25 protein-coding genes are annotated in these 26,211 nt (G+C 73.7%); 20 read left to right on the top strand and 5 right to left on the bottom strand.

All coding sequences use genetic code 11. From position 1 onward, the window contains the following. Positions 1–20: 20 nt before the first annotated feature. The 3 genes from J3P32_RS00125 to J3P32_RS00115 are packed head-to-tail and all read right to left on the bottom strand — an operon-like array spanning position 21 to position 2,304. Positions 21–575 (bottom strand): nucleoside/nucleotide kinase family protein, encoded by a 555-nt coding sequence (locus J3P32_RS00125; protein ID WP_307861509.1) that lies wholly within the window; start codon positions 573–575, stop codon positions 21–23. 38 nt (positions 576–613) lie between these two features. After that, the gene (locus J3P32_RS00120; protein ID WP_210437521.1) at positions 614–1,825 is read right to left on the bottom strand and encodes an amino acid deaminase/aldolase; all 1,212 of its coding nucleotides are present in this window, start codon (positions 1,823–1,825) and stop codon (positions 614–616) included. Positions 1,826–1,827: 2 nt separating this feature from the next. Then, a complete protein-coding gene (locus J3P32_RS00115) occupies positions 1,828–2,304 on the bottom strand; it encodes a hypothetical protein (protein WP_210440840.1) in 477 nt (158 codons plus the stop codon). A 46-nt stretch (positions 2,305–2,350) separates the two neighbouring features. On the opposite strand from J3P32_RS00115, the gene J3P32_RS00110 reads away from it, so the two are divergent. From J3P32_RS00110 to pheT, 11 genes are all read left to right on the top strand, one after another. After that, positions 2,351–2,908: an SseB family protein gene (locus tag J3P32_RS00110; protein WP_307861508.1), complete on the top strand. Its 558-nt coding sequence runs from the start codon at positions 2,351–2,353 to the stop codon at positions 2,906–2,908. 262 nt (positions 2,909–3,170) lie between these two features. Further along, positions 3,171–3,896 carry a translation initiation factor IF-3 gene (infC, locus tag J3P32_RS00105; protein WP_307807606.1) on the top strand — a complete coding sequence of 242 codons (726 nt, stop codon included), beginning with the start codon at positions 3,171–3,173 and terminating at the stop codon, positions 3,894–3,896. 130 nt (positions 3,897–4,026) lie between these two features. Next, positions 4,027–4,239 carry a large ribosomal subunit protein bL35 gene (locus J3P32_RS00100; protein ID WP_090971167.1) on the top strand — a complete coding sequence of 71 codons (213 nt, stop codon included), beginning with the start codon at positions 4,027–4,029 and terminating at the stop codon, positions 4,237–4,239. Between the two features lie 67 nt (positions 4,240–4,306). Then, a complete protein-coding gene (gene rplT, locus J3P32_RS00095) occupies positions 4,307–4,693 on the top strand; it encodes a 50S ribosomal protein L20 (protein ID WP_210437519.1) in 387 nt (128 codons plus the stop codon). A gap of 5 nt (positions 4,694–4,698) precedes the next feature. Then, complete coding sequence (locus J3P32_RS00090) at positions 4,699–5,481, top strand: TrmH family RNA methyltransferase (RefSeq protein WP_210437518.1); 783 nt, start codon at positions 4,699–4,701, stop codon at positions 5,479–5,481. Between the two features lie 12 nt (positions 5,482–5,493). Further along, positions 5,494–5,772: a DUF4031 domain-containing protein gene (locus J3P32_RS00085; RefSeq protein WP_210437517.1), complete on the top strand. Its 279-nt coding sequence runs from the start codon at positions 5,494–5,496 to the stop codon at positions 5,770–5,772. 10 nt (positions 5,773–5,782) lie between these two features. Beyond that, positions 5,783–6,868: a sensor histidine kinase gene (locus tag J3P32_RS00080; RefSeq protein ID WP_307807605.1), complete on the top strand. Its 1,086-nt coding sequence runs from the start codon at positions 5,783–5,785 to the stop codon at positions 6,866–6,868. A gap of 70 nt (positions 6,869–6,938) precedes the next feature. Then, positions 6,939–7,673 (top strand): response regulator transcription factor, encoded by a 735-nt coding sequence (locus J3P32_RS00075; RefSeq protein WP_210437516.1) that lies wholly within the window; start codon positions 6,939–6,941, stop codon positions 7,671–7,673. Beyond that, a complete protein-coding gene (locus tag J3P32_RS00070; RefSeq protein WP_210437515.1) occupies positions 7,670–10,273 on the top strand; it encodes a DUF4153 domain-containing protein in 2,604 nt (867 codons plus the stop codon). The genes J3P32_RS00075 and J3P32_RS00070 overlap by 4 nt, the downstream gene beginning before the upstream one ends. Positions 10,274–10,455: 182 nt before the next feature. Beyond that, positions 10,456–11,556 carry a phenylalanine--tRNA ligase subunit alpha gene (gene pheS / locus J3P32_RS00065; RefSeq protein ID WP_210437514.1) on the top strand — a complete coding sequence of 367 codons (1,101 nt, stop codon included), beginning with the start codon at positions 10,456–10,458 and terminating at the stop codon, positions 11,554–11,556. A gap of 1 nt (position 11,557) precedes the next feature. Beyond that, positions 11,558–14,047: a phenylalanine--tRNA ligase subunit beta gene (pheT, locus tag J3P32_RS00060; protein WP_210437513.1), complete on the top strand. Its 2,490-nt coding sequence runs from the start codon at positions 11,558–11,560 to the stop codon at positions 14,045–14,047. Positions 14,048–14,121: 74 nt separating this feature from the next. Here pheT and J3P32_RS00055 read toward each other — a convergent pair whose 3' ends face one another. Both J3P32_RS00055 and J3P32_RS00050 read right to left on the bottom strand, forming a co-directional pair. Further along, positions 14,122–15,540: a hypothetical protein gene (locus J3P32_RS00055; protein WP_210437512.1), complete on the bottom strand. Its 1,419-nt coding sequence runs from the start codon at positions 15,538–15,540 to the stop codon at positions 14,122–14,124. 73 nt (positions 15,541–15,613) lie between these two features. Continuing rightward, positions 15,614–16,429 (bottom strand): maleylpyruvate isomerase family mycothiol-dependent enzyme, encoded by an 816-nt coding sequence (locus tag J3P32_RS00050; protein ID WP_307861506.1) that lies wholly within the window; start codon positions 16,427–16,429, stop codon positions 15,614–15,616. Between the two features lie 88 nt (positions 16,430–16,517). Between J3P32_RS00050 and argC the strand changes: the two genes are divergently transcribed. Genes argC through J3P32_RS00005 form a run of 9 tightly spaced genes read left to right on the top strand, consistent with a single transcriptional unit; the run spans position 16,518 to position 25,796 of the window. Continuing rightward, a complete protein-coding gene (gene argC / locus J3P32_RS00045; RefSeq protein WP_210437510.1) occupies positions 16,518–17,546 on the top strand; it encodes an N-acetyl-gamma-glutamyl-phosphate reductase in 1,029 nt (342 codons plus the stop codon). Next, on the top strand, positions 17,546–18,697 hold the full coding sequence (gene argJ, locus J3P32_RS00040) for a bifunctional glutamate N-acetyltransferase/amino-acid acetyltransferase ArgJ (protein WP_210437509.1): 1,152 nt from the start codon (positions 17,546–17,548) through the stop codon (positions 18,695–18,697). The genes argC and argJ overlap by 1 nt, the downstream gene beginning before the upstream one ends. Further along, the gene (argB, locus tag J3P32_RS00035) at positions 18,694–19,650 is read left to right on the top strand and encodes an acetylglutamate kinase (protein ID WP_210437508.1); all 957 of its coding nucleotides are present in this window, start codon (positions 18,694–18,696) and stop codon (positions 19,648–19,650) included. Before argJ ends, argB begins: the two co-directional genes overlap by 4 nt. After that, a complete protein-coding gene (locus J3P32_RS00030; RefSeq protein ID WP_307861504.1) occupies positions 19,647–20,861 on the top strand; it encodes an acetylornithine transaminase in 1,215 nt (404 codons plus the stop codon). Before argB ends, J3P32_RS00030 begins: the two co-directional genes overlap by 4 nt. Further along, positions 20,858–21,778, top strand: coding sequence for an ornithine carbamoyltransferase (argF, locus tag J3P32_RS00025; protein ID WP_210437507.1), 921 nt, complete (start codon positions 20,858–20,860; stop codon positions 21,776–21,778). The genes J3P32_RS00030 and argF overlap by 4 nt, the downstream gene beginning before the upstream one ends. Beyond that, the gene (locus tag J3P32_RS00020) at positions 21,778–22,368 is read left to right on the top strand and encodes an arginine repressor (RefSeq protein WP_210437506.1); all 591 of its coding nucleotides are present in this window, start codon (positions 21,778–21,780) and stop codon (positions 22,366–22,368) included. Before argF ends, J3P32_RS00020 begins: the two co-directional genes overlap by 1 nt. After that, positions 22,365–23,807 carry an argininosuccinate synthase gene (argG, locus tag J3P32_RS00015; RefSeq protein ID WP_210437505.1) on the top strand — a complete coding sequence of 481 codons (1,443 nt, stop codon included), beginning with the start codon at positions 22,365–22,367 and terminating at the stop codon, positions 23,805–23,807. The genes J3P32_RS00020 and argG overlap by 4 nt, the downstream gene beginning before the upstream one ends. Further along, positions 23,807–25,246, top strand: coding sequence for an argininosuccinate lyase (gene argH / locus J3P32_RS00010; protein WP_210437504.1), 1,440 nt, complete (start codon positions 23,807–23,809; stop codon positions 25,244–25,246). Before argG ends, argH begins: the two co-directional genes overlap by 1 nt. Further along, positions 25,230–25,796 carry a DNA-3-methyladenine glycosylase gene (locus tag J3P32_RS00005; RefSeq protein WP_210437503.1) on the top strand — a complete coding sequence of 189 codons (567 nt, stop codon included), beginning with the start codon at positions 25,230–25,232 and terminating at the stop codon, positions 25,794–25,796. The genes argH and J3P32_RS00005 overlap by 17 nt, the downstream gene beginning before the upstream one ends. Positions 25,797–26,211 lie beyond the last annotated feature (415 nt).

Genomic DNA, 26,211 nt, shown 5'->3' with positions numbered 1-26,211 from the left:
CGCCGGCGGAACCGGCCGGCTCAGTCGGTGCGCACCACGAAGTCGGCGCGCGAGCGGGTGCGGTACCGCTCGAAGAGCTCCGACTCGTCGGTGCGCCACTGGTCCCAGTGTGCGCGCAGGTAGTCGCCGTCGCGCTCGAGGGCACGCGCGAGCCGCACGCCCGGGTCGGCCTCCAGCCACACCAGCACGCCGACGAGGTGGCCGATCGCCGGCGACCAGCACCCGACACCCTCGAGCACCAGCAGCCCGCCGGGACGCACCTCCCGGCTCTCGGCCCAGCCGTCGGCGTGCCAGTCCCAGCGCCGCCAGCGTCCGGGCTCGCCGCCGGCGAGCGGGGTGAGCAGACGGGTCACGGTGCCCGCCAGGCCGGGCAGTCCGCGCCAGCCCTCGAGCAGCTCGTCGGAGTGCACCACCTGAGCGCGCGGCACGAGCTCGGCGAGCGCCGCCGCGAGCGTGGTCTTGCCCGAGCCCGCCGGGCCGTCGATGCACACCAGGCGTCCCGTGCCGAGGGTCGGCGGGCCCGCGTGGACGAGGTCGACCACCGTGCGGGCGACGTGGTGGGGGTCGGCCGTCACCAGCCGGCCGCCCTCGTCCGGACGGTCGTCACGGGGGCTCAGAACGCGACCTCGCAGCCGCGGTAGGACGGCACCACCGCGGTCACCGCATCGCCCCGGACGAGGTGCACCTCGCGGACGTGCTCGAAGAGCTCGCCCGACTTCGCGTGACGGAACCAGACGAGGTCGCCGATCGCGAGCGACGCGGCGGGGTGGCCGGTCAGCGGCGTCTGCACCTCGCCCGCCCCCTCGAGGACGGTGAGGCGCAGTCCCGGCGGCGCCCAGGGGAGGGGTGAGCGGTCGGCGCCGGTGGGGCCGCTGGCGACGAGCCCGCCGCCGTGGACCGTCACCGTGGTGGGGCCGGGCCTGCGCGTGACGCGCAGGCCGAAGAAGGCCGCCGGGCGCGGCTCGAACGACGTGTAGTGGTCGAACAGGCCGGGCACCAGCAGGCCGGAGCCCGCCGCGACCTCGGTGACGGCCGGGTCGGCTGCGGTGGACTCGACCGAGCCGGAGCCGCCGCCGTTCCAGAACTCGAGCTGGGCGACCGGCCGCAGGGCCTCGGCGATCTCGCTCCGCCGGGAGGCGAGCTGCGCCATCGACGCCTGCTTGAGCCGGCGGACGAGCAGCGACCGGGCTCGCTGCCCCGGGACGTCGTCCGGCACGCCGGCGACCTGGCCCTCGTACGTCATCACGCCGACGAGCCGGAAGCCGTCGCGATCGGCGACCCGACGTGCCATCGCGACCACGTCGGCGGTGTCGAGGAGCGGTGACCGCCTCGGTCCGACGCGCTGACCGCCGAGCCGCAGGCCGGCGTCGAGGTCCAGCGCCACCCGCACGGGGACCGCGAGCGAGCTGCGGGTCGCGTCGACGGCGTCGAGGTGGGCCGGGTCGTCCACCATGAGGGTGATCGCCGCCGCGGCGGACGGGGAGGACGTCAGCCGCCGCAGCGCCGCGGCGTCCACGGTCGGGTACGCGACGACGATGTCGTCGCTGAGGCCGTGCTCGTGCAGCCAGAGCGCCTCGGCGAGGGTGTACGCCAGCACGCCGGCGAACCCGGGACGCCCCAGCGCGCGCTCGATCAGCGCGGGGACCCGCAGCGACTTCGACGCGACCCGGAGCGGCTTGCCCCCGGCACGGCGCACCAGGTCGTCGGCGTTGGCGTCGAAGAGGTCCAGGTCGACCACGGCGAGCGGCGTGGCGGGCGGCTCGGGCAGGCCGGCGACTGCGGACCCGAGCCGCGACCACAGCCGGTTGCGCTCGACGAGGTCCACGCTCACTCGATGCCGCGCTTGCGCAGCAGCGCCTCGATGTCGGCCATCTCGTCGTCCACGGCCGGGCCGGGGGTCGCGCCCGTGGGGCCGGAGGCGGGGCGGGTCCGGGTGGACGACGCCTCCGGCAGTGCCTCGCCGCGCCGAGCCCTGCGGCCGGCGCCCGCGGCCTGGCCGCGGGCGAGCTGGCGGTCGCGGATGAAGCCGCTCACGACCCACAGCACCAGCGCCAGCCCGGCCAGCCCCACCCCGGCCCAGGTGCGGACGTCGAAGACCAGGCCGGTCGCCCAGTCGGTGACCGACCCGGCGATCTCGACGACCATCTCGAGCGTCCCGGTCAGCCACGCGGCTGCCGGGAGCAGGGTGAAGCCGAGCGCGCGGAGGCCGTTCGCCGCTCCGCGCCGGCGGAACGCGATCCACGTCCAGATGGCGCCCGCCACCGTGAGTGCTGCGGTCAGAGCGGCCCAGGTTGTCGCCTCCACGGCCCCAGAGTCCCACAGCGCACCATGCCTACGGGAGAATGACGAGGTGCAGCACGACGACCGCGACCCCGCCCGACCCCCGCAGGAGGAACCGCCCGGGCGCACCATCCCCGACCCCGGGTTCGGCGACGACGCGGGGGAGGCGGACCCCCGGCTCGCCCGCGTGCTCGCGGACCACGCGAGCGGCGCCGCGACCTCGGGCGCGGTGCTGTCGCTCCTGCAGGACGCCCGGCTGCTGGTGCCGGTGGTCGCGGTGCTCGGCGAGGTCGAGGTCGACGACCAGGGCCTGGCCCACGACAAGTCGTCCGACATGGCGGCCGTCCTGGTGCAGGCCGCCGACGGGAGCACGGGCCTCCTGGCGTTCACCTCCACCGCCTCGATGGCCCGGTGGGACCCGCAGGCCCGCCCGGTCCCCGTGCCGGCCCGGACGGCCGCCACGGCAGCGGTCCAGGACGGCGCCGAGGCCCTGCTGGTGGACCTCGCCGGCCCCGCGACGTACGTCGTCGACGGCGACGACCTCCCCCGGCTCGCCTCCGGCTGGCGGCTGGTGGCGATCGGCGACGGCTCGGGCGGCCACGGCTGGATTGGCCCGTCGGCGGAATGATCCGCTAACCTCCTGTGTTGACCGATCAGTGACACCACGCTTTCCGGTGCCACCGATCCAGCCAAGCGGAGCCGAGCAGCACCCGTCTCCCACCCGCACCGATCGTCCAGCACCACAGATCGTCGGGTCCGGTCCAGTGGACGCAGTCGTCGCGAGACGGCCGTGGACATCTCAGCTTCCCCGGACGGGGGAGGCGTGTCATGACTGGCTCCCGCTTGGCGACAGCGGGAGCCTTTGTTCATTTCCGGCCGAGCACGGACCGGTGGGACGGGGACTCCCACCCACCCGAACCACTGGAGGACCCATCAGCACCGAGCTGCGCATCAACGACCGGATCCGCGTACCCGAGGTCCGGCTCGTAGGACCCAACGGCGAGACCGTTGGCATCGTGCCGACCGACCAGGCACTCAAGCTGGCCCAGGAGGCCGACCTCGACCTCGTCGAGATCGCCCCGCAGGGTCGCCCCCCGGTCTGCAAGCTCATGGACTACGGCAAGTTCAAGTACGAGAACGCCCAGAAGGCCCGTGAGGCGCGCCGCAACCAGACGAACGTGATCATCAAGGAGATGAAGCTTCGTCCGAAGATCGACTCGCACGACTACGAGACCAAGAAGGGTCACGTCGTGCGGTTCCTCGGCGCCGGCGACAAGGTCAAGATCACGATCATGTTCCGCGGTCGTGAGCAGCACCGTCCCGAGCTGGGCTTCCGCCTGCTGCAGAAGCTCGCCGAGGACGTGCAGGACCTCGGCTTCGTCGAGTCCTCCCCCAAGCAGGACGGCCGCAACATGACCATGGTCATCGGCCCGCACAAGAAGAAGGCCGACGCCAAGATCGACGCCGAGGCCGCCCGGGCGACCAAGGAGCAGGCGCGTGCCGAGCGCAAGGCCGAGGAGGACGCCGAGCGCGAGGCGGCCCACGCCGCCGGCCCGGTCGCCCAGAAGAAGGAGCGCCGCCGCTCCGAGAACCTGGATCCCGAGATCGAGGCCTGAGAGCACGGCTCGAGCGGAGCGAGAGCCTCGCTCGAGCATGCGGCGACGACGTCGTCGCGACCAACCTCAGCCGGGTCCGTGACGACCCCCAAGAACCCCGAACCACGCACAAGGAAGTTGAGGCAGACACATGCCGAAGAACAAGACCCACTCGGGCGCCAAGAAGCGCTTCAAGGTGACCGGCTCGGGCAAGATCATGCGTCTGCAGGCCGGCCGCAAGTCCGGCGCTGCGTTCGCGTCCGCCCCCACCACCGGCAGCCGCAAGAAGCACCGCCGCAACGCCGGCATGGTGGAGCTCGAGAAGGGCGACGTCGCTCGCGCCAAGAAGATGCTCGGCATCTGAGCCTGACCCCACCTGGTGGCTCAGCCGCCCGTCCGCCTGAATTTCCCCTGCATCAAGGAGTAGCACCATGGCACGCGTCAAGCGCGCAGTGAACGCCCAGAAGAAGCGTCGTACCACCCTCGACCGCGCGAGCGGCTACCGCGGCCAGCGCTCGCGGCTCTACCGCAAGGCCAAGGAGCAGGTCACCCACTCCCTGGTCTACAGCTACAACGACCGCCGCAAGAACAAGGGCAACTTCCGCAAGCTGTGGATCCAGCGCATCAACGCTGCCGCCCGCGCCAACGGCATCACCTACAACCGGTTCATCCAGGGCCTCGGCCTGGCCGGCATCGAGGTCGACCGCAAGATCCTCGCCGAGCTCGCCGTCAACGACGCGCCGGCGTTCGCCGCGCTCGTCGAGGCCGCCAAGGCCGCGCTGCCCGAGGACGTCAACGCGCCCAAGGTCTCCGCCTGAGCACAATGAGCACTCCGCTCGCCGCGAGCAACGCTCGCGTCAAGGAGGCTCGCAAGCTGAGCCGCCGCTCGGTACGCACCGAGCGGCGGCTCTTCCTCGCCGACGGCCCGAAGGCCGTCGAGGCGGCGCTGACTGTCGAGGGCTGCGTCGTCGAGGTCTTCGCGACGCCGACCGCCCTCGAGCAGCACGCCGACCTCCTGGGCGGCGCCGCCGTGACCCTCGTCGACGAGCGGGCCCTCGCGTCGCTGTCCGACTCGGTCTCCCCGGCGGGACTGGTGGCGCTGTGCCGCCACCTCGACGCCCCGCTCGACCGCGTGCTCGAGTCGTCCCCGCGCCTGCTCGCGATCTGCGCCGACGTGCGCGACCCCGGCAACGCCGGCAACGTCATCCGCACCTCGGACGCCGCCGGTGCGGACGCGGTCGTGCTGGCCGGCCAGTCGGTCGACGCCTACAACCCCAAGACCGTCCGCAGCACCGTCGGCAGCCTGTTCCACCTCCCGATCGCCGTGGAGCCCGACCCGGCGGTCGCCGTCCGCGCCGCCCAGGGCCGCGGCCTGACGGTGCTCGCCGCCGACGGCGCCGGCGAGGTCGACCTCTTCGACGCCGACCTCAGCGGTCCGACCGCCTGGCTCTTCGGCAACGAGGCCTGGGGGCTGCCGGACGAGCTCGCCGCACTGGCCGACCACCGCGTCGCCATCCCCATCCACGGTCGTGCCGAGAGCCTGAACCTCTCCACCGCCGCGGCGGTCTGCCTCTACGCGACGGCGCGGGCGCACCGCCCGCGCTAGCCTCGCTGCACCATGATCCTCATCGACCCGCCGGCCGTCCCGCGCTGGGACCGGCTGTGGTCGCACCTCGCGAGCGACACGTCCTTCGACGAGGTGCACGACTTCGCCGCCGCGCACGGCGTCCCCGCCAGGGGCTGGGACCGTGACCACTACGACGTGCCGGCGGACGCCTACGAGGCGCTCGTGGCAGCGGGGGCCGTCCCGGTGAGCTCGCGCGACCTGGTGGCTGCGCTGCGCGCCGCCGGCCTGCGGCGGCCCAAGGCCGCCGCACGCCACCGCTCCCACGACTAGGGTTGCGGTCGTGTCGGACGACCATGCAAGGCGCCACCGGGTCGAGAGCGCCCGGCCGAGCCGGCTGCGCACGCTGACCGACTTCTACCCCGACGGCGTCCTCGGCGCGAGCCGCGACGGCGTCGTGACGATCCTCAACGCCCAGGGGGCGGCGCTGCTGGGCGTCGACCCGGAGCAGGCGCTCGGCATGCCGCTCCCCGACGTGCTGCGGCTGCTCGACCAGGACGGGCGGACCTGGCTCCACGTCAACCGCCCCTTCGACGCGATCTCGATCGTCCGGGGCGTCCCCGAGCAGTCGTGGCTCAACGCGTCGGGCCACGAGGTCCTCACGACCGCACGCCTGGTGCGCGAGGTGCCGCTCGGACCCGTGGTCGGCATCGCCGTGGGCCTGCGCAGCGGGCGCGGTCGCGCTCGGCTGGACCGGGACCGCTCCGACCTCGTCGCCACGGTCGCCCACGAGCTGCGGTCGCCGCTCACCGGCGTCAAGGGCTTCGTGCAGGCGCTGCTCAACCGCTGGGACAAGCTCAACGACGACCAGCGCAAGCTGATGCTCACCACGGTGAACGCCGACGCCGACCGGCTGGCCCGGCTCATCGCCGAGCTGCTCGACGTCGCCCGCATCGACACCGGCCGGCTCCAGCTCTACCCGCGCGAGTCGTCCGCGGAGGTCCTCGTGCGACGGGTGGTCGCCTCCATCGAGGCCGGCACCGCCCGGGAGATCCGCGTCGAGGTGGAGGAGGGACTGCCCGACGTCTTCGCGGATCCGGACAAGTTCACCCAGGTGGTCACCAACCTCGTCGAGAACGCGGTCCGCCACGGCCAGGGCCAGGTCACCGTGCGACTCGCCGCATCCGAGGCGCTCGACGGCGTGCGGATCACCGTCGACGACGAGGGCGAGGGGATCCCGACCGAGCTCCGCCGACGGGTGTTCACCAAGTTCTGGACCACCGGCGAGTCCGGCGGCAGCGGTCTCGGGATGTACATCGTGGGCGGGCTGGCCCGCGCGCACGGCGGCTGGGTCACCATCGACGACGCCCCGGGCGGCGGCGCTCGGGTCCACGTGGACTGGCCGTGCCAGGACCTCCGGCCCGAGTGAGGGCCGACCTCCACACAACCTTCACGCGTCGTCCCCGGCTCCCACCCGCTCGGGCTCCTAGGGTCGGGGCATGACGTCGAGCGCCGCCCGGGGCACCACCTCGGGGACTGCCCCCCGGACCGTCCTCGTGGTCGAGGACGAGCGCACGATCAACGACGCCCTCGCCCAGCGCCTGCGCGTCGAGGGCTACGTCGTCGAGCAGTCCTTCGACGGTCCGTCCGCGGTCGACCTGGCTGCGTCGAGCCGTCCCGACGTGGTGCTGCTGGACGTGATGCTGCCCGGCTTCGACGGTCTCGAGGTGTGCCGCCGCATCCAGGCGGCGCGGCCCGTGCCCGTGCTGATGCTGACGGCCCGCGACGACGAGGCGGACGTGCTCGTCGGCCTCGGTGTCGGCGCCGACGACTACCTGACCAAGCCGTTCTCCATGCGCGAGGTCGTGGCGCGGGTGGCCGCCCTGCTGCGACGGGTCGAGCGAGCGGCCGCCCTGGCCGACGAGCGGCCGGCCGTCATCGGGGTCGGCGGCGTGGTGATCGACCCCGGGGCCCGGCGTACGACCGTGGCGGGCGAGCCGGTGCACCTCACCCCGACCGAGTTCGACCTCCTGCACTGCCTGGCCCGTGCACCGGGCCAGGTGCTCAGCCGCGAGCGCCTGCTCCGCGACGTGTGGGACTGGGGCGACGCCTGGGCCAGCGCGAGTGCCACCCGCACCGTCGACAGCCACGTCAAGGCGCTGCGCAGCAAGGTCGGCGCCGCGCGGATCCGCACGGTCCACGGGGTCGGCTACGCGCTCGAGGACCTCCCGTGAGCGCCTGGCTCGACACCGTCTCCAGCCTCAAGGTCAAGCTCGGGCTGCTGGTCGCGGCGTCGGTCGTCACCGCGGTGGCGCTGACCCTGCTCGGCTCCGCGGCCGACGTCCCGGCGGTCCTCGTCCTCCCGGTCAGTGTCGCGCTGGCCCTCGGCGTCACCCAGCTGCTGGCGGCGGGCATGGTGGCGCCACTGCGCCGGATGACCGAGGTCTCGCGGGCGATGGCGCGGGGGGACTACTCGGGCCGCGTGCGCACGAACGCCACCGACGAGGTGGGGCAGCTCGCCGCCGCCTTCAACCGCATGGCCGAGGACCTCGCCACGGTCGACCGGGAGCGTCGGGACCTGATCGCCACCGTGTCCCACGAGCTCCGCACGCCGCTGACGGCGATGACCGCGCTGCTGGAGAACCTCGCCGACGGCGTGGTCCCCGCCGACCCCGAGCACCTCCGGGCCGCCCTCGACGAGGCGCAGCGCCTCGGCGGTCTCGTCGAGGACCTCCTGCAGCTCTCGCGCCTCGAGGCCGGCGTGGTCGACCTCGACCGCCAGGACGTCACGCTGCGCACCGTGGTCGAGGAGTCCGTCCGCCAGGTCCGGGCGACCGGCCGGAGCCGGGGCTTCGACCTCCGGGTGCCGCACCGGCTCGTGGTGACCGCCGACCCGACCCGGCTGCGCCAGCTGCTCGTCAACGTCCTCGACAACGCCGCCCGCCACGCGCCGGCCGACACCGACGTCCGGGTGGTGGCCGGGCAGGACCACGGCGAGCGAGCGGGCTGGTGGCTCGAGGTGACCGACGACGGCGGGGGAGTCGCGCCGGAGGACCGCGAGCGCGTCTTCGAGCGCTTCGGCACCGACGGAGCCGGCGGCACCGGCCTGGGGCTCGCGGTGGCCCGGTGGGTGGCCCAGCTGCACGGCGGCACGCTGCGCTTCCTCGACCCGGCATCCGGGCAGGGTGCCCGCCTCCGGCTCCACGTGCCGGCGACCGTTCAGGACGGGTCGGGGCGTACGCCGCTCGACGCCGCTCCTCCGGACGGGTCCCGCGCCGCCGGGGCTACGCCGGCACGGGTGCCGCGCTCCGTCCCGGCGCCGGCGGAGCGCCCCGCCCAGGGCCTGGAAGCGCTGTTCGGCCGGTTCTGGCCCGAGCCCGACTCGCCGTCGGGACTGCGCACGGTCGTGGCAGCCGCGGTGGCGGGGGCCGTCGCGGGCGTCGCCCTGTCCTTCACCGAGGTCGGAGTGACCTGGACCCTCGTCGCGGTCGTGTGCGGCGCCGCGGCCCTCCTCACCGCCCGCGACCGGCACGACCCCTGGACGCTCACCTGCGCCGGTCTGGCTCTCCTGCTCGTGCTCCCGATGACCCTGCTCGACGCCTGGTGGGTCCAGATGCTCGGGCTCCTCTGCGCAGCGACGCTGTTCTTGAGCGGGGTCACGGGTGCCCGCACCCTGCGCGGCACCGTGCTCGCGGGCATCGCGTGGCCGCTGGCCTCGCTCCGCGGCCTGCCCTGGTTCGGGCGCACGCTGCGGCTCGCCGGCCCGGAGTCGCGCACACCCGCCGTCGTGCGTACGACCGCGTGGTCCCTGCTCGGCCTCGCGGTGTTCGGCACGATCTTCGCCAGCGCGAACCCGGTCTTCGGCTCCTGGGTCGACCGGCTCGTGCCCAACCTCACCTTCAACGACGTCGTCGGGCGAGGGTTCCTCGCCTGCTTCGTCTTCGCCGCCACCCTGGGCGCCGCGTACCTCGCGCTCAACCCGGCCGACGTCGAGGTGCTGAGCCGGCGCCGCCCTGCCGCCCTCGCGAACCGGTTCGAGTGGCTGGTGCCCGTGCTCGTCGTGGACGCCGTCTTCGTGGCGTTCATGGCCGCCCAGGCCCGGGCGCTCATCGGCGGCCGCGACTACATCGAGGCCACCACCGGCCTGACCTACGCCGACTTCGTCCACCAGGGCTTCGGCCAGCTCACCCTCGCGACCGCACTGACGGTGCTGGTGGTGTGGGTCGCCGCCCGCCGGGCCGGCCACAGCGCGGAGGACCGCCGGTGGCTGCTCGGCTCCCTCGGCCTGCTGTGCACCCTCACCCTGCTCGTCGTCGCGTCCGCGCTGCGCGGGATGGCCGTCTACCAGGACGCCTACGGCTTCACCACGCTGCGGCTCTTCGTCGACGTCGTCGAAGGCTGGCTCGGCTTCGTGGTGCTCGCGATCATGGTGGCCGGCGCGGCCGGACGCGGGCGATGGCTGCCCCGGATCGCGCTCGGCTCCGGCGCCGTCGCGCTCGTCGGGCTCGCGGCCGTCAACCCCGATGCGTGGGTGGCCGAGCGCAACCTGGACCGGTGGGAGGCGACGGGGCACCTCGACCTGCGCTACCTCCGGACACTGTCCGCCGACGCGGCGCCGGTGATCGCCGAGCGACTGCCCCGGGACGTCGCTCGCTGCGTGCTGTCCGACCTGCTCTCCGGCAGCCTGCACCCCGAGGTCCGCAGCGACGTGCGGGCGTGGAACTGGTCGCGCTCGCGGGCGGAGGACGCCCTGACCGGCCTGGGCCTGTCGGCGGCGCCGGTCGACGCGCAGGACGGCTGCAGCGGCGTGTGGGCGGCCTACCCCGACCAGTGACGACGAGCGACGAGCAGCGACGAGTACCATGGCGCCCGTGGACACGAGCCTGCGATTTCTGCGCCCCGGACCTGGTCCGTCGGGCAGCTGACGCACACCGGGTCCGGGGAGTGCCCTGCGACCCCACGCCCGTCCACTTCTAGACTCTGCGGCGAACCTCCGTCGCCGCTCGAAAGGGAGCCATGTCCGGCCCCAACACCGACTACGACCCTGTCGAGGTGACCCCGCTCAAGGCCGACGAGGTCGAGGCGATGCGCGAGGCGGCCCTGGCCGCCATCGCCGGCGCCGCCGACCTCGCCGCCCTGAAGCAGGTGCGCCTCGACCACGCCGGGGACCGCTCCCCGCTCGCGCTCGCCAACCGCGAGATCGGCGCCCTGCCGCCGCAGGCGCGCAAGGAGGCCGGACAGCGCGTCGGCCAGGCCCGCGGGGCGGTGAACCAGGCGCTCGCGGCCCGCCAGGCCGTGCTCGAGGCCGAGCACGAGCAGCGGATGCTCGCCGAGGAGACCGTCGACGTCTCGCTGCCGACCACCCGCCGGCGGCGCGGCAGCCGCCACCCGCTGACCCTCCAGTCCGAGCTGATCGCCGACCTCTTCGTGGCGATGGGCTACGAGGTCGCCGAGGGCCCCGTGGTGGAGGCCGAGTGGCTCAACTTCGACGCGCTCAACCTCGGGCCCGACCACCCGGCCCGCACCATGCAGGACACCTTCTGGACCGAGCCCGCCGAGGACCACGTCGTGCTGCGGACCCAGACCTCGCCGGTGCAGGCCCGCACCATGCTGACCCGCACGCCACCGATCTACGTCGTGTGCCCGGGTCGCGTCTTCCGCACCGACGAGTACGACGCCACGCACTCGCCGATGTTCCACCAGGTCGAGGGCCTCGTCGTCGACGAGGGCATCTCGATGGCCCACCTCAAGGGCACCCTCGACCACTTCGCCTCCCAGCTCTTCGGCGACGGCATCACCACCCGCTTCCGCCCGTCGTACTTCCCCTTCACCGAGCCGTCGGCGGAGGTCGACGTCCGCTGCTTCGTGTGCCGCGGCGGCGACGGCGTGGCGGAGTGCCGGACGTGCCGCGGCGAGGGGTGGATCGAGTGGGGCGGCTGCGGCGTGGTCAACCCGCGGGTGCTCGTGGCGTGCGGAGTCGACCCGGAGGTCTACTCCGGCTTCGCCTTCGGCATGGGCATCGACCGCTCCTTCATGTTCCGCCACCACCTGGAGGACCTGAGGCCGCTCTTCGAGGGCGACGTGCGGTGGAGCTCGGCGTTCGGGACGGAGATCTGAGATGAAGGCGCCACTGTCCTGGATCAAGGACTACGTCGACGTGCCCGCGCACGTCACCACCGACGAGCTGACCCGTCGGCTCACGCTCACCGGCCTCAAGCTCGAGGCCGTGGAGAGCCCGGGCCGCGAGATCACTGGCCCGCTGGTGATCGGGCGCGTGCTCACCATGGAGCCCGAGCCGCAGAAGAACGGCAAGACCATCAACTGGTGCACCGTCGACGTCGGCGACGCCAACGGGACCGGCGAGCCGCAGGGCATCGTCTGCGGAGCGCACAACTTCGCGCCCGGCGACCTCGTGGTCACCGTGCTGCCCGGCGGCGTGCTGCCCGGCGGCTTCGCGATCGGTGCGCGCACGACCTACGGCCACCTGTCCGCCGGCATGATCTGCTCGGCCCGCGAGCTCGGCCTCGGTGAGGACCACGACGGCATCATCGTGCTGCCCCCCGACGCAGGCGAGCCGGGACAGGACGTCCGCCCGGTGCTGGGCCTCGACGAGGAGGTCATCGAGCTCGAGGTCAACCCCGACCGCGCCTACGCCCTGTCGCTGCGGGGCATCGCGCGCGAGGTGCTGGTCTCCGTCGAGGGCGCCGACCGCTTCCGCGACCCAGCGGTCCGCGACACCCCGGCGCCCAACGCGGACGGCCACCCGGTCGTCGTCGAGGACCCCGCCGGCTGCCCGGTCTTCGTCGCCCGCAAGGTCACCGGATTCGACCCGACCGCACCCACGCCCGACTTCATGGTGCGGCGCATCACCGCCGCCGGGATGCGGCCGATCTCCCTGGCCGTCGACGTCACCAACTACGTGATGCTCGAGACCGGCCGCCCCATCCACGGCTACGACGCCGACAAGGTCCAGGGCGCGATCGTCGTACGCCGGGCGCGCGAGGGCGAGCGGCTGACGACCCTCGACGGCACGACCCGCGAGCTGGACCCCGCTGACCTCGTGGTCACCGACGACTCCGGCATCATCGGGCTCGGCGGCGTCATGGGTGGCGAGACCACGGAGATGTCGGGCTCGACGACCTCGATCCTCGTCGAGGCCGCCCACTGGGACGCCGTGTCGATGTTCCGCACCGGTCGTCGCCACAAGATCACCTCCGAGGCCGGCCGGCGCAACGAGCGCGGCGTCGACCCGACGATCTGCGAGGCCGCGGCCGACCGCGTCGTCGAGCTCCTCGTCGAGCACGGCGGCGGCCAGGCCCACCCCGGAGTCACCGTCGTCGGCTCCCCGCCCGCGGTGCCCGCGATCCGGATGGCGGCCGAGCTGCCGCAGCGCGTGGCCGGCCTGCCGATCGACCCCCGGACGGTCGTCGCCTCGCTGCAGGCGGTGGGATGCCGCGTCGACGCCGACGGAGCGGAGGTCGAGGTCGTGCCGCCGCCGTGGCGCCCCGACCTCACCGACCCCGAGGACCTCACCGAGGAGGTCATCCGGCTCGTCGGCTACGACGCGATCCCCTCCGTCCTGCCGACCCCGCCGTCCGGTCGCGGCCTGACGCGCGCGCAGCGGCTGCGTCGCCGCATCGGGCGCACGCTCGCGGGCGAGGGCTTCGTGGAGGTCGTGAGCTTCCCGTTCGTCGGCGCGTCGGACCTCGACGACCTCGGCCTCACCGCCGAGGACCCGCGGCGCGACCTGCTGAAGCTGTCCAACCCGCTCAACGCCGAGGCCGGCTTCCTCACCTCGACGCTCCTCCCGGGCCTCCTCCGCACGGCCGGCAAGAACGTCGGCCACGGCAACGACGACGTGGCGATCTTCGAGACCGCCACCGTCACGCTGCCCCGGCACGCCGGTCCGGCGGCGATCCTCCCGGTCGACCGCCGTCCCACGGACGAGGAGTTCGCGGCGCTCGACGCCGCCCTGCCGGCCCAGCCGCTCCACCTGGCGGTCGTCGCGGCCGGTGACGCGGACTCGGGCGGCTGGTGGGGCGAGTCCCGGCCGGTCACGTGGGCCGACGCGGTCGAGGCGGTCCGCTCCGTCGCCGCGGCGTTGGGCCTCGAGGTCACGGCCTCCGCCGTCGAGCTCGCTCCCTGGCACCCCGGCCGCTGCGCGGAGCTGTCCGTCGACGGCGAGGTCGTCGGCCACGCGGGCGAGGTGCACCCCACGGTCTGCCAGGCGTTCGGCCTGCCGAAGCGCTCGGTGGCAGCCGAGGTCGACCTCGACCTGCTCATGGCGCGGGCCGTCGACCTCCGGCGGGCGCCGAGCTTCTCCTCCTACCCGGTCGCCAAGGAGGACGTCGCCCTCGTGGTCGACACCGGGGTCCCCGCGGCGGAGGTCGAGGGGGCGCTGCGCGAAGGCGCCGGCGAGCTGCTGGAGTCGATCCGCCTCTTCGACGTCTACACCGGCGAGCAGGTCGGGCCGGGCCGGAAGTCGCTGGCCTACGCCCTGCGGTTCCGGGCGCCGGACCGGACGCTGAAGGAGGGCGAGGCGGCCGCGGCGCGTGACTCGGCCGTCGCGCTCGCCGCCGAGCGGACGGGCGCCACGCAGCGCGCGTGACGACGGCCGCCGGGCCTCGAGTCCCGTGGGACTCGGGGCCCGGTGCGCACGTCTGGTGCTCGTCCCGCTGGCGGTCAGCGCCGCTCGCAGGAGCGGCGCTCCTCCGCGACGCACCGGTCGCGCCCGTGCTGTCCGAAGGCACGGTCGCGACCCGGTCCCCCCAGGATGTCGTCGCCACGGGAGTCGCCGAACAGCTTGTCGTCACCGCGTCCGCCCAGGAGCCGGTCCCGGGCGTAGCTGCCGACCACGCGGTCGTCGCCACGGCCCCCCGACAGGACCACCGGCCGACCGGGGCCCTGGACGGCGTTGGCGTTGAGCACGTCGTCCCCGCCGAGCCCACGCACCCGGATGCGGGTGGCGACGACCTTGACCTTCTCCGCGCGCGGGCTGCCGACCACCGTCACGGCGCCGCCACCGACGAAGAGGTCCTCCCACCGGTCGAACGCGAACGCGTAGGTGGACTGCTCGTCGGACGGCGTGCAGACGAAGGACCCACCGAAGGTGACGTGCGCCCGTCCGCAGCCGGTGGAGCTGTACGTGTCCCGTCCCGGCCCCCCGTCCACGGATCCGGAGCCACGGACGCCGAGACGGAGGTGGTCGTCGCCCGCGCCCATCGACACGGAACGGCGGCCCGTGCTCGCCGCAGGCGGGGTGGCGGCCGCCGCGGACAGGTAGAGGGACTCGTCGGCGTCGGAGCCTACGAACGACACGACCGGGTTGTCCAGCATCAGGGTGTAGGTGGCGACCTCGCCCGTCCACCGCAGGACCGACCGGCCGTCGACGGTCGCCACGCCGGCCGCGGCGTCGACGGCCACGTCGGTGCCCTGCCAGCCGGGGTGGACCTCCAGGTGGTCCCCACCGGCACCCGTGTCGAGGACACCGGTCTGCTCGCCGCCCCAGCTCAGGCGGTCGGCTCCCGGGCCGAGGCGGACGACGTCGCCGTTGGTCGCGCCCGGCGCGGTCGACCCGGAGTGGACGACGTCCTCGCCCGCCCCGGTGTCGATCGTGTCCGGCTCGGTGTCGAGCGTCTCGCCGAGGCCCGCGTGGGTCAGGTCGTGCTCGCCGGCGAAGACCGTCTCGTGGAACGGCGAGGCCTTCGGGTCGTCCGGGATGGCGCGATCGAGCCCGACGTAGGTGTCCGATCCCGCGCCCAGCACCGTGGTGACCCACACGTCGTCGTCCGACACCTCGTTGACGACCGTGTCGTCGCCCGCTCCCGCGCTCACCGTGATCGTGTAGATCTCGTCCTGCAGCCTCGAGCGGATGCAGACGAGGTCGTCGCCTCCCTTGCCGTCGTACGCCGTGGGGCCCGCGTCCGGGACGGCCTCGACCAGGAGGACGTCATCCCCCTCCGTGCCGGTGCCCACGACCGTGACCGGCCTGCCCTGGCACGTCGTCGCAGCCGCCCCGGCGGACGGCGTGGCGGTCACCGACAGCGTGGCGCCCAGCAGGGCGCAGGCCAGGGCAGCGGTGGTCGTGCGGGTGCGGGTCATGGTGCGGCCTCCCTCGTCGTGGCGTCGGCAGAGGAGACGTCGTGCGGGAGCAGAAGGTTGCAGGCGCGGGCGATCAGGTGATCGGCGAGGTCACGACCGCACGGAACCGCGCCAGGACGTGCGGGTCGCCCGCGGCGGAGACCTCCGTGTCGTCGGCCCGGCTCCAGAGCCACAGGTCGAGCGCCTGCGCCGTCCCGTCGACGACCACGTCGGGCTCCGTGTCCTCGTCCTCCGGCGCCGGCACGACGTGGAAGTCCTCCTCGTCGGCGTACGACGTCCCGCTGTCGGGGTCGGTGCCGGAGAACGTGCCCAGCCGCAGCCAGAACCCGTGCCCGGTGTCGATGACGTCCACCCGGACCAGGCCCTCGCCCGGCTCCCACGACCCCCAGGCGGGCATCCCGCCGTACATCACGTCGAGGCACTCGTGGACGCCGTCCGCGGCGAGCACTGGGTCGAGCTCGCTGGCCACGCCCGCCGCCTGCTCGGCGTCGACCCGGTGGACCAGCGCCTCGTGGGCCTGCCGTCGCAGGATGAAGCCGACCGTGTGGTCGTCGGACCAGTTCCACGCCTCGTCGGCGGGGTCCGCGGCCTCGAGCACCTCTGCCAGCCCGCGCGACCAGTCGTCGTAGGTGGCGAGCAGCTCGTCGTACGTCCCGGGACGGGGCGGGTCGATCTCGTCGGGTCGCGCGGGTCGGGCGCGCAGCACCTCGGTCCACCACCTCTGCACGGTGGCGAGGTGCCACAGCAGGTCCGCGGCGTCCCAGTCGGGGCAGGACGGGACACCGGCGGCGGGGTCGCAGTCCGTGAGCACCTCGCGGAAGCGCGCGGACTCCCTGCGGAGGTGGTCGAGGTAGGCGTCGGGGGACAGGCGGGTGGGAGGTGTGCTCACCCGTGCACCGTAGGCGAGGCGGCCGTACCGTGCCTCCGAGATCGGGCCCCGATCGAGGGACCATGCAGGACCATGTATAGTCATGCACATGACCGCATCAGTCGCCGTCGCCGGAGCCAGCGGGTACGCCGGGGGCGAAGTCCTGCGCCTGCTGGCCGGGCACCCCGGCGTCGAGGTCGGCGCGCTCACGGCGGGCTCCAACGCGGGCGAGCGGCTCGGCGCGCTGCAGCCGCACCTCCTGCCACTGGCCGACCGGGTCCTCGAGGCCACGTCGGTGGACGTCCTCTCGGGCCACGACGTCGTGTTCCTCGCCCTGCCGCACGGCCAGTCCGCAGCGATCGCGCAGGCGCTCGGCGAGGACACGGTGGTCATCGACTGCGGCGCCGACTTCCGGCTGACGGACCCCGAGGAGTGGCGGGCGTTCTACGGAGGTGAGCACGCGGGGTCCTGGCCCTACGGCCTCCCCGAGCTGCCGGGCCAGCGCGAGCTGCTGCGCGCCGCACGGCGGATCGCCGTGCCGGGCTGCTACCCGACCGTGTCGACGCTGGCCGTCGTGCCGGCGCTCGCCGCCGGCCTGGTCCAGCCCGACGTCACCGTGGTGGCCGCGTCCGGCACGAGCGGTGCCGGCAAGGCGCCCAAGCCGCACCTGCTCGGCAGCGAGGTGATGGGCAACGCCAGCGCGTACGGCGTCGGTGGCGTGCACCGGCACACCCCCGAGATCGTGCAGAACCTCAGCGGCGTCCACGGCGGGGCCGTGCGGGTCGGGTTCACGCCGCTCCTGGTCCCGATGTCGCGCGGCATCCTCGCTACCGTGCAGGCGCCGCTGCTGGACGGCGTCAGCCCGGAGCAGGTCCGCGACGCCTACGCCGGAGCGTACGACGCTGAGCCGTTCGTGCACCTCCTCCCGGAGGGCCGGTGGCCGCAGACCCAGTCCGTGCTGGGCTCCAACGCGGTCCAGGTCCAGGTCGCCGTCGACGAGCGCGTCCGACGACTCGTGGCGGTGGCCGTGGTCGACAACCTGACCAAGGGCACCGCCGGCGCCGCCGTCCAGTGCATGAACCTCGCCCTGGGCCTCGACGAGGCCACCGGGCTCTCCACGATCGGACTCGCCCCCTGATGAGCGTCACCCACCCCAGCGGCTTCACCGCCGCCGGCGTCGCGGCCGGACTCAAGTCCACCGGCGCCCCGGACCTCGCCCTGGTCGTCAACGAGGGCCCCGCCCACGACTCGGCCACCGTCTTCACGACCAACCGCTGCAAGGCCAACCCCGTGCTCTGGAGCCAGGAGGTCGTCAAGGACGGCGTCGTGCGCGCCGTCGTCCTCAACTCCGGCGGCGCCAACTGCTACACCGGTCCGGACGGCTTCCGGACCACGCACGCGGTCGCCGAGAAGGTCGCCGAGGGCCTCGGCATCGGCGCGATCGACGTCGTGGTGTGCTCCACCGGCCTCATCGGGCTCGCCAACGACCGCGACGACCTGCTCGAGGGCGTCGAGGCCGCCACCGCCGCGCTGTCCGCCGACGGGGGAGCAGCGGCGGCGGAGGCGATCATGACCACCGACTCGGTCAGCAAGAACACCGTCGTCGAGGGCGCCGGGTGGTCGATCGGGGGCATGGCCAAGGGCGCCGGGATGCTCGCCCCGCAGCTGGCCACGATGCTCGTCGTGCTCACCACCGACGCCGTGGTGCCCGCGAGCGACCTCGACGCCGCGCTCCGGGCCGCGACCCGCGTCACCTTCGACCGCCTCGACTCCGACGGCTGCATGTCGACCAACGACACCGTCACCGTCATGGCCAGCGGGGCCAGCGGCATCACGCCGACGCCCGAGGACTTCACCGCCGCCCTCACCCAGGCCTGCGCCGACCTGGCCATGCAGCTGCTCCAGGACGCGGAGGGCGCCGACCACGAGATCGCGATCACCACCGTCCACGCGGCGTCGGAGGAGGACGCCGTCGAGGTGGGCCGCAGCGTCGCGCGCAGCAACCTGTTCAAGGCCGCGATCTTCGGCAACGACCCCAACTGGGGCCGCGTGCTCGCCTCCATCGGCACGACCAGCGCGCAGTTCGACCCCGCGGACCTCGACGTCGCGATGAACGGCGTCTGGGTCTGCCGGCAGTCCACCCCGGCCGAGGACCCGGCCGGCGTCGACCTGACCGGGCGCGAGGTCACGGTGACCATCGACCTCAAGTCCGGTGACGCCCGCGCCACCGTCTGGACCAACGACCTCACCCACGCCTACGTCCACGAGAACAGCGCCTACAGCTCGTGAGCCCGACCAGCACCGACCCCACCGTCGACCAGCACCCCAGGCGGCCCGACCCCGCCAAGGCCCGCACGCTCGCCGCCGCCCTGCCGTGGCTCAAGCGCTACCACGGCCGGACCATCGTGGTGAAGTACGGCGGCAACGCGATGACCGACGACTCGCTCAAGGTCGCCTTCGCCGAGGACATCGCCTTCCTCCGGTTCGCCGGCTTCAAGCCGGTCGTCGTCCACGGCGGCGGACCGCAGATCTCCCGGATGCTCGACAAGCTCGGCATCGAGTCGGAGTTCCGCGGCGGCCTGCGCGTCACCACGCCCGAGGCGATGGACGTCGTGCGGATGGTGCTCGTCGGCCAGGTGCAGCGCGAGCTGGTCGGCCTGGTCAACCAGCACGGCGCGCTGGCCGTCGGCCTGTCCGGGGAGGACGCCGGCCTCTTCACCGCGCGTCCCACGAGCACGACGGTCGACGGCGAGGAGGTCGACCTCGGCCTGGTGGGCGAGGTGGCCGACGTGCGCCCCGAGGCCGTCCTCGACCTCATCGAGGCCGGGCGCGTGCCGGTCGTGAGCTCCGTCGCCCCCGACGTCCACGGCCGCGTCCACAACGTCAACGCCGACACGGCCGCCGCCGCGCTGGCCGTCGCGCTCGGCGCCGAGAAGCTCCTGGTGCTCACCGACGTGGAGGGCCTCTACCGCGACTACGGCAACTCCGACGACCTCATCCAGGAGATCAGCCCGGAGGCGCTGGGCGAGATGCTGCCCAGCCTCGACGCCGGCATGGTCCCCAAGATGCAGGCCTGCTACGAGGCGGTGACCGGGGGAGTCCCGCGCGCCACCGTCGTCGACGGACGCGAGCCGCACGCCGTCCTGCTCGAGATCTTCACCGACGAGGGCGTCGGCACGCAGGTGCTGCCCGGCGCCACCACCCGGCTGCGCAAGCCCTACGCCACGGAGGACGCGTCGTGAACGCACCGGCCACGACCATCCAGGAGCGCTACGCCGGCGCCGTGATGAACACCTTCGGCCCGCCTGCGCTGGCGCTGGTCCGCGGCGCGGGCGCCCACGTCTGGGACGCCGACGGCCGCGAGTACGTCGACCTGCTCGGCGGCATCGCCGTGAACTCCCTCGGGCACGCCCACCCCGCCCTCGTCGAGGCGGTCACCACCCAGCTCTCGACGCTCGGGCACGTCAGCAACTTCTTCGCCACCGAGCCGCAGGTGGCGCTCGCCGAGCAGCTGCTCGGCCTGCTCGGCTGGTCCGACGGCCGCGTCTTCCTCAGCAACTCCGGCGCGGAGGCCAACGAGGCGGCGCTCAAGCTGACCCGCCGCACCGGCCGCACCCGGCTCGTGGCAGCCGAGGGCTCGTTCCACGGTCGCACCATGGGAGCCCTCGCGCTCACCTCCAAGGCCGCGTACCGCGAGCCGTTCGTGCCGCTGCCCGGCGAGGTCACGTTCGTGCCCTACGACGACGTGGCCGCGCTCGAGGCGGCCGTCGACGACACGGTCGCCGCGGTCGTGCTCGAGCCGGTGCAGGGCGAGGCGGGCGTCGTCGTCCCGTCCCCGGACTACCTCGCCGCCGCCCAGCGGATCGCCCGTGGCAGCGGCGCCCTGCTGTGGCTCGACGAGGTGCAGACCGGCATCGGCCGCACGGGAGCCTGGTTCGCCCACCACCACCTCGAGGGCGTCGAGCCCGACGTGGTCACCCTGGCCAAGGGCCTCGGCGGCGGCATGCCCGTCGGCGCCACCGTCGCCAGGGGACCGGCGGGCGCATTGCTGCAGCCGGGCAACCACGGCACCACCTTCGGCGGGAACCCCGTCGCCGCGGCGGCCGCGCTCGCCGTCCTCCGCACGATCGAGGCAGACGACCTGCTCGGCGCCGCCGTCGCCCGCGGCGAGCAGCTGGCCGCCGTGCTGCGCGGGCAGGTCGGCGTCGTCGAGGTGACCGGCGCCGGACTGATGCGCGGCGCCGAGCTCGACGGCCCGTACGCCGCCGAGGTCGTCGCGGCCGGCCGCTCGGCCGGCTTCATCCTCAACGCCACCGGTCCGAGCCGCCTGCGCTTCGTGCCACCGCTGGTGATCAGCGCGGCCGACCTCGACGCGCTCGACGCCGCCCTGCCCGCGATCCTCGACGCCGCCCGCGCCGCGGTCGCCCACACGAACCCGGAGACCACCCGATGACGCGCCACTTCCTCCGCGACGACGACCTCTCGCCGTCCGAGCTGCTCGAGGTCCTCGACCTGGCCGACCGGATGAAGGCTGCGCCCTTCGACGCCCAGCCGCTGCGCGGCCCGCGCACCGTCGCCCTGGTCTTCGACCGGCCCACGCTGCGGACCCAGGTGTCGTTCGCGGCCGGCATCGCCGAGCTGGGCGGCAACCCGATGACGGTCGACGGGGGCCTCGCGGCCATGGGCTCGCGCGAGGGCGTCGAGGACGTCGCCCGCATCCTCGGCAGGCAGGCCGCCGCGATCGTCTGGCGCACCGCCCACCAGGGCGACGTCGTCACCATGGCGGCGTACGCCGGCGTGCCGGTGCTCAACGCGCTGACCGACGACTTCCACCCCTGCCAGCTGCTCGCGGACCTGCAGACGGTTCGCGAGCACAAGGGGCGGCTGGCCGGCGTGCGCGTCGCCTTCGTCGGTGACGGCGCCTGCAACATGGGCAACTCGTGGGCGCTGGCCGGCGCGTCCGCCGGGATGCACGTCGTCGTCGGGGCACCCGACGGCTACAGCCCCGACGCCCACGTGGTCGCGCGGGCCCGGGAGATCGCCGAGGACACCGGCGGCTCGGTGGAGCTCACCACCGACGCGGCGGAAGCGGTGAAGGGCGCCGACGTCGTCGTCACCGACTCCTGGGTGAGCATGGGGCGCGAGGAGGAGGCGCAGGAGCGGCTGCGGGTCTTCCCGCCCTACGGCGTGACCGACGACCTGCTCGCGCACGCCGCGCCCGACGCCATCGTGATGCACTGCCTGCCGGCCTACCGCGGCAAGGAGATCGCCGAGGAGGTCATCGAGGGCCCGCAGTCGGTGGTCTGGGACGAGGCGGAGAACCGCCGCCACGCCCAGAAGGCCGTGCTCGCCTGGCTGCTGGAGCGATGATGACCGCCGTGTCCCCCCTGACCAAGAGCGCCCGCCACCAGCGGATCATCGACATCGTGACGGCGCACCCGGTCCGCTCGCAGACCGAGCTGGCCGAGCTCCTCGGCGACCACGGCGTCCGGGTCACGCAGGCGACCCTCAGCCGCGACCTCGTCGAGCTCGACGCGGTCAAGGTGCGCAGCGCCGACGGAGCCCTGGTCTACGCGGTGCCGGGGGAGGGCGGCGACCGGTCGGTCGCGGCTCCCCGCGAGACCGCAGCCGGCCGCGACCGGCTGGCCCGGCTGTGCGCCGAGCTCCTCGTCAGCGCCGAGGCCAGCGCCAACCTCGTCGTGCTGCGCACGCCGCCCGGCGCGGCGCAGTTCCTCGCCTCCGCCTTCGACAAGGCCGAGCTCGGCGACGTGCTCGGCACCATCGCCGGCGACGACACCGTGCTGCTCATCGGCCGGGACCCCCGAGGTGGCGACGCGCTCGCCCAGCGCTTCCTCGACCTCGCCAACCACCCCCACCACCCCCACGACCACCACCCCCACGACGTGGCCGGCAGCGCCGGCTCCCTCCCGCACACCCCACCCGAAAAGGACTCCCAGTGAGCAAGGTCCTCACCTCCCTCCCGGTCGGCGAGCGCGTCGGCATCGCGTTCTCCGGCGGCCTCGACACCTCGGTGGCGGTCGCCTGGATGCGCGACAGGGGAGCGGTGCCGTGCACCTACACCGCCGACATCGGCCAGTACGACGAGCCGGACATCTCCGGCGTACCGTCCCGGGCGCTGCAGTACGGCGCCGAGCTGGCGCGCGCGGTCGACTGCAAGCAGCAGCTGGTCGAGGAGGGCCTCGCCGCGCTCGCGTGCGGCGCCTTCCACATCCGCTCCGGCGGCCGTGCCTACTTCAACACCACGCCGCTCGGCCGCGCCGTCACCGGCACCATGCTCGTCCGCGCGATGCACGACGACGGCGTCAACATCTGGGGGGACGGCTCGACGTTCAAGGGCAACGACATCGAGCGGTTCTACCGCTACGGCCTGCTCGCGAACCCCGACCTGCGCATCTACAAGCCGTGGCTCGACGCCGCGTTCGTCACCGAGCTCGGCGGCCGCCACGAGATGAGCGCCTGGCTCACCGAGCACGGCCTGCCCTACCGGGACAGCCAGGAGAAGGCGTACTCCACCGACGCCAACATCTGGGGCGCCACCCACGAGGCCAAGACCCTCGAGCACCTCGACGTCTCGCTCGAGACCGTCGAGCCGATCATGGGCGTGAGGTTCTGGGACCCCTCGGTCGACATCGAGCCGGAGGACGTCACGGTCCGCTTCGAGCAGGGCCGGCCGGTCGCGGTCAACGGCGTGCACCACGACGACCCGGTGGCGCTGGTGCACGAGGTCAACGCGATCGGGGGACGCCACGGGCTCGGCATGTCCGACCAGATCGAGAACCGCATCATCGAGGCGAAGTCGCGCGGCATCTACGAGGCCCCCGGGATGGCGCTGCTGTTCGTCGCCTACGAGCGGCTCCTCAACGCGATCCACAACGAGGACACGGTCGCGCAGTACCACAACGAGGGCCGCAAGCTCGGCCGGCTGCTCTACGAGGGCCGCTGGCTCGACCCCCAGGCGCTGATGATCCGCGAGTCCGTCCAGCGGTGGATCGCCTCCCTGGTCACGGGGGAGGTCACCCTCCGCCTGCGCCGCGGCGAGGACTACACCGTGCTGCGCACGGACGGGCCGGCCTTCTCCTACCACCCGGACAAGCTCTCCATGGAGCGCACGGAGAACGCCGCCTTCGGTCCCACCGACCGCATCGGCCAGCTCACCATGCGCAACCTCGACATCGCCGACTCGCGCGCCAAGCTCGAGCAGTACGCCGCCCAGCCGCTGGACCAGGGCCAGGTGCTCGTCGAGAACGGCACCCTCTACGGTGCTATCGAGTCCGGCGGCTTCGACCGGATCTCCGGCACGTCCGGCCCGAAGGCGGACGACGACGAGTTCGACGAGAGGGCGCTGGACAGCGCGGCGATGGAGTTCGGGACCGACTGATGGCTGAGCCTGGCACCACCAACGAGGGCGCGCTGTGGGGCGGCCGCTTCGCGAGCGGACCCTCTCCCGAGCTCCAGGCGCTGTCGCGCTCGACCCACTTCGACTGGCAGCTCACGCCCTACGACCTCGCCGGGTCGCGTGCGCACGCCAACGCCCTCCGGCGCGCGGGACTGCTCTCCGACGCCGACCACTCCGAGCTGCTGCGCGGCCTCGCGGTGCTCGGTGAGCGGTACGCCGCCGGCCTGCTGTCGCCGGCACCCGGCGACGAGGACGTCCACGGTGCCCTCGAGCGGCTCCTGCTCGAGGAGGTCGGTCCCGAGGTGGGGGGACGGCTGCGCGCCGGGCGCTCCCGCAACGACCAGGTCGCGACCCTGTTCCGCGCGTACCTCCGCGACCACGCCGGCACCATCGCGCGTCTCGTGCTCGACCTCGTCGACGTGCTCGCCGAGCAGGCGGCCGCCCACCTCGACCCCGACGGGAGCAGCACGGTGATGCCCGGGCGGACGCACCTCCAGCACGCGCAGCCGGTCCTGCTCTCGCACCACCTGCTGGCGCACGCCTGGCCCTTGGTGCGCGACGTCGAGCGGCTGCGCGACTGGGACAGCCGCGTGGCGTCGGACTCGCCGTACGGGTCCGGCGCGCTCGCCGGCCAGACGCTGGGCCTCGACCCGGAGGCCGTCGCCGCCGAGCTCGGCTTCACCGGGTCGTCCGCCAACTCCATCGACGGCACGGCCGCGCGCGACTTCGCCGCGGAGCTCGCGTTCGTCACCGCGCAGGTCGGGGTCGACCTCTCGCGCCTCGCGGAGGAGGTCATCCTCTGGACCACGCGCGAGTTCGACTTCGCGACGCTGCACGACTCGTGGTCCACCGGGTCGAGCATCATGCCGCAGAAGAAGAACCCCGACATCGCCGAGCTCGCGCGGGGCAAGGCCGGGCGCCTCGTCGGCAACCTGGCCGGCCTGATGACCACCTTGAAGGGCCTCCCGCTGGCCTACAACCGGGACCTGCAGGAGGACAAGGAGCCCGTCTTCGACTCGGTCGAGACCCTCGAGGTCCTGCTTCCCGCGATGACCGGGATGGTCGCCACCTTGACCTTCAACGCCGACCGGATGGCCGAGCTCGCGCCCCAGGGGTTCTCCCTCGCCACCGACGTCGCCGAGTGGCTGGTGCGTCAGGGCGTCCCGTTCCGCGACGCCCACGAGCTGGCCGGTGCCTGCGTCCGCCGCTGCGAGGAGCTCGGCTGCGACCTGCCCGACCTCACCGACGAGCAGCTCGCCGCGGTCTCGCCGTCGCTGACCCCCGCGGTGCGCGCCGTCCTGACCGTCGACGGCTCGGTCGCGTCGCGGGCGGGTCGCGGGGGCACCGCACCGGTCCGCGTGCAGGAGCAGCTGGACGCGCTCCGCTCCACCAGCGCCCGCCACCGTGCCCGACTGGGCTGAGGGCGACCCCCTCGAGGTCGCGCCGCGACTGCTCGGGGCGGTGCTCACCCACGGAGGCGTCTCCGTGCGGCTCACCGAGGTGGAGGCGTACGCCGGTCCCGACGACCCCGGCTCCCACGCCTTCCGGGGCCCCACGCCGCGCAACGCCGTGATGTTCGGTCCGCCCGGCCGTCTCTACGTGTACTTCATCTACGGGATGCACCACTGCGCCAACCTCGTCACCGGGCCGGAGGGCTCGCCGGGGGCGGTCCTGCTGCGCGCCGGCGAGGTGGTCGGGGGCCACGAGGTGGCCCGGGAGCGCCGCCCGGCCGGCCCGGACCGCGACCTGGCCCGTGGTCCCGCGCGGCTGTGCCGCGTGCTCGGCATCGACCTCGCCGACAACGGCGCGATCCCGCGCCTCGAGCGCGGCGACCCCCCGGCGCACGTCAGCACCGGCCCGCGCGTGGGTCTTCGCCTCGCAGCGGAGCTTCCGTGGCGCTACTGGATCACCGGCGACCCGACGGTCAGCACCTACCGTCCGGCCGCGCCGCGACGCCGCACAGGGCCCTGACCTGCGGTTATGCGTCAACGGCACCCCCGGTTTTGCATCGTCGCCGAGGACCGTCTAATGTTTCACCTGTCGCCGCAAGCGGCGCCGCCTCCTGGCCCGAAGGTCAGCTGAAGCGGAGACCAGCTGCGACCACCACCGAAGCGCCGAGCTCACAAGTTTGACGGTGAGATCCGCGCCCGGTAACGTAGTCCAGGTTGCCCCGCGACCAGACCGGCCAAGCCGGCGAGGAACGGGTGCGTCTGATGTTTGAGAACTCAACAGTGTGTTTGATTAGTCGACGAATTAGTTTGTTATGCCCCGTTGACGTCATGTTCTGGTTCTGCTCCTTGTGGGTGGGGCTGGGTGTGGTGTCGCGGTTTCTTTGACGATGATTCTGACAATTGTCAGTTTTGTTCTTGTCAGGGGATGTGGCTCT

It is taken from the genome of Nocardioides xinjiangensis, from assembly GCF_017916385.1.
GTDB lineage: Bacteria > Actinomycetota > Actinomycetes > Propionibacteriales > Nocardioidaceae > Nocardioides > Nocardioides xinjiangensis.
Note: the sequence above shows the minus strand (reverse complement) of the source record. Positions and strands in the feature narration are given on the sequence as shown.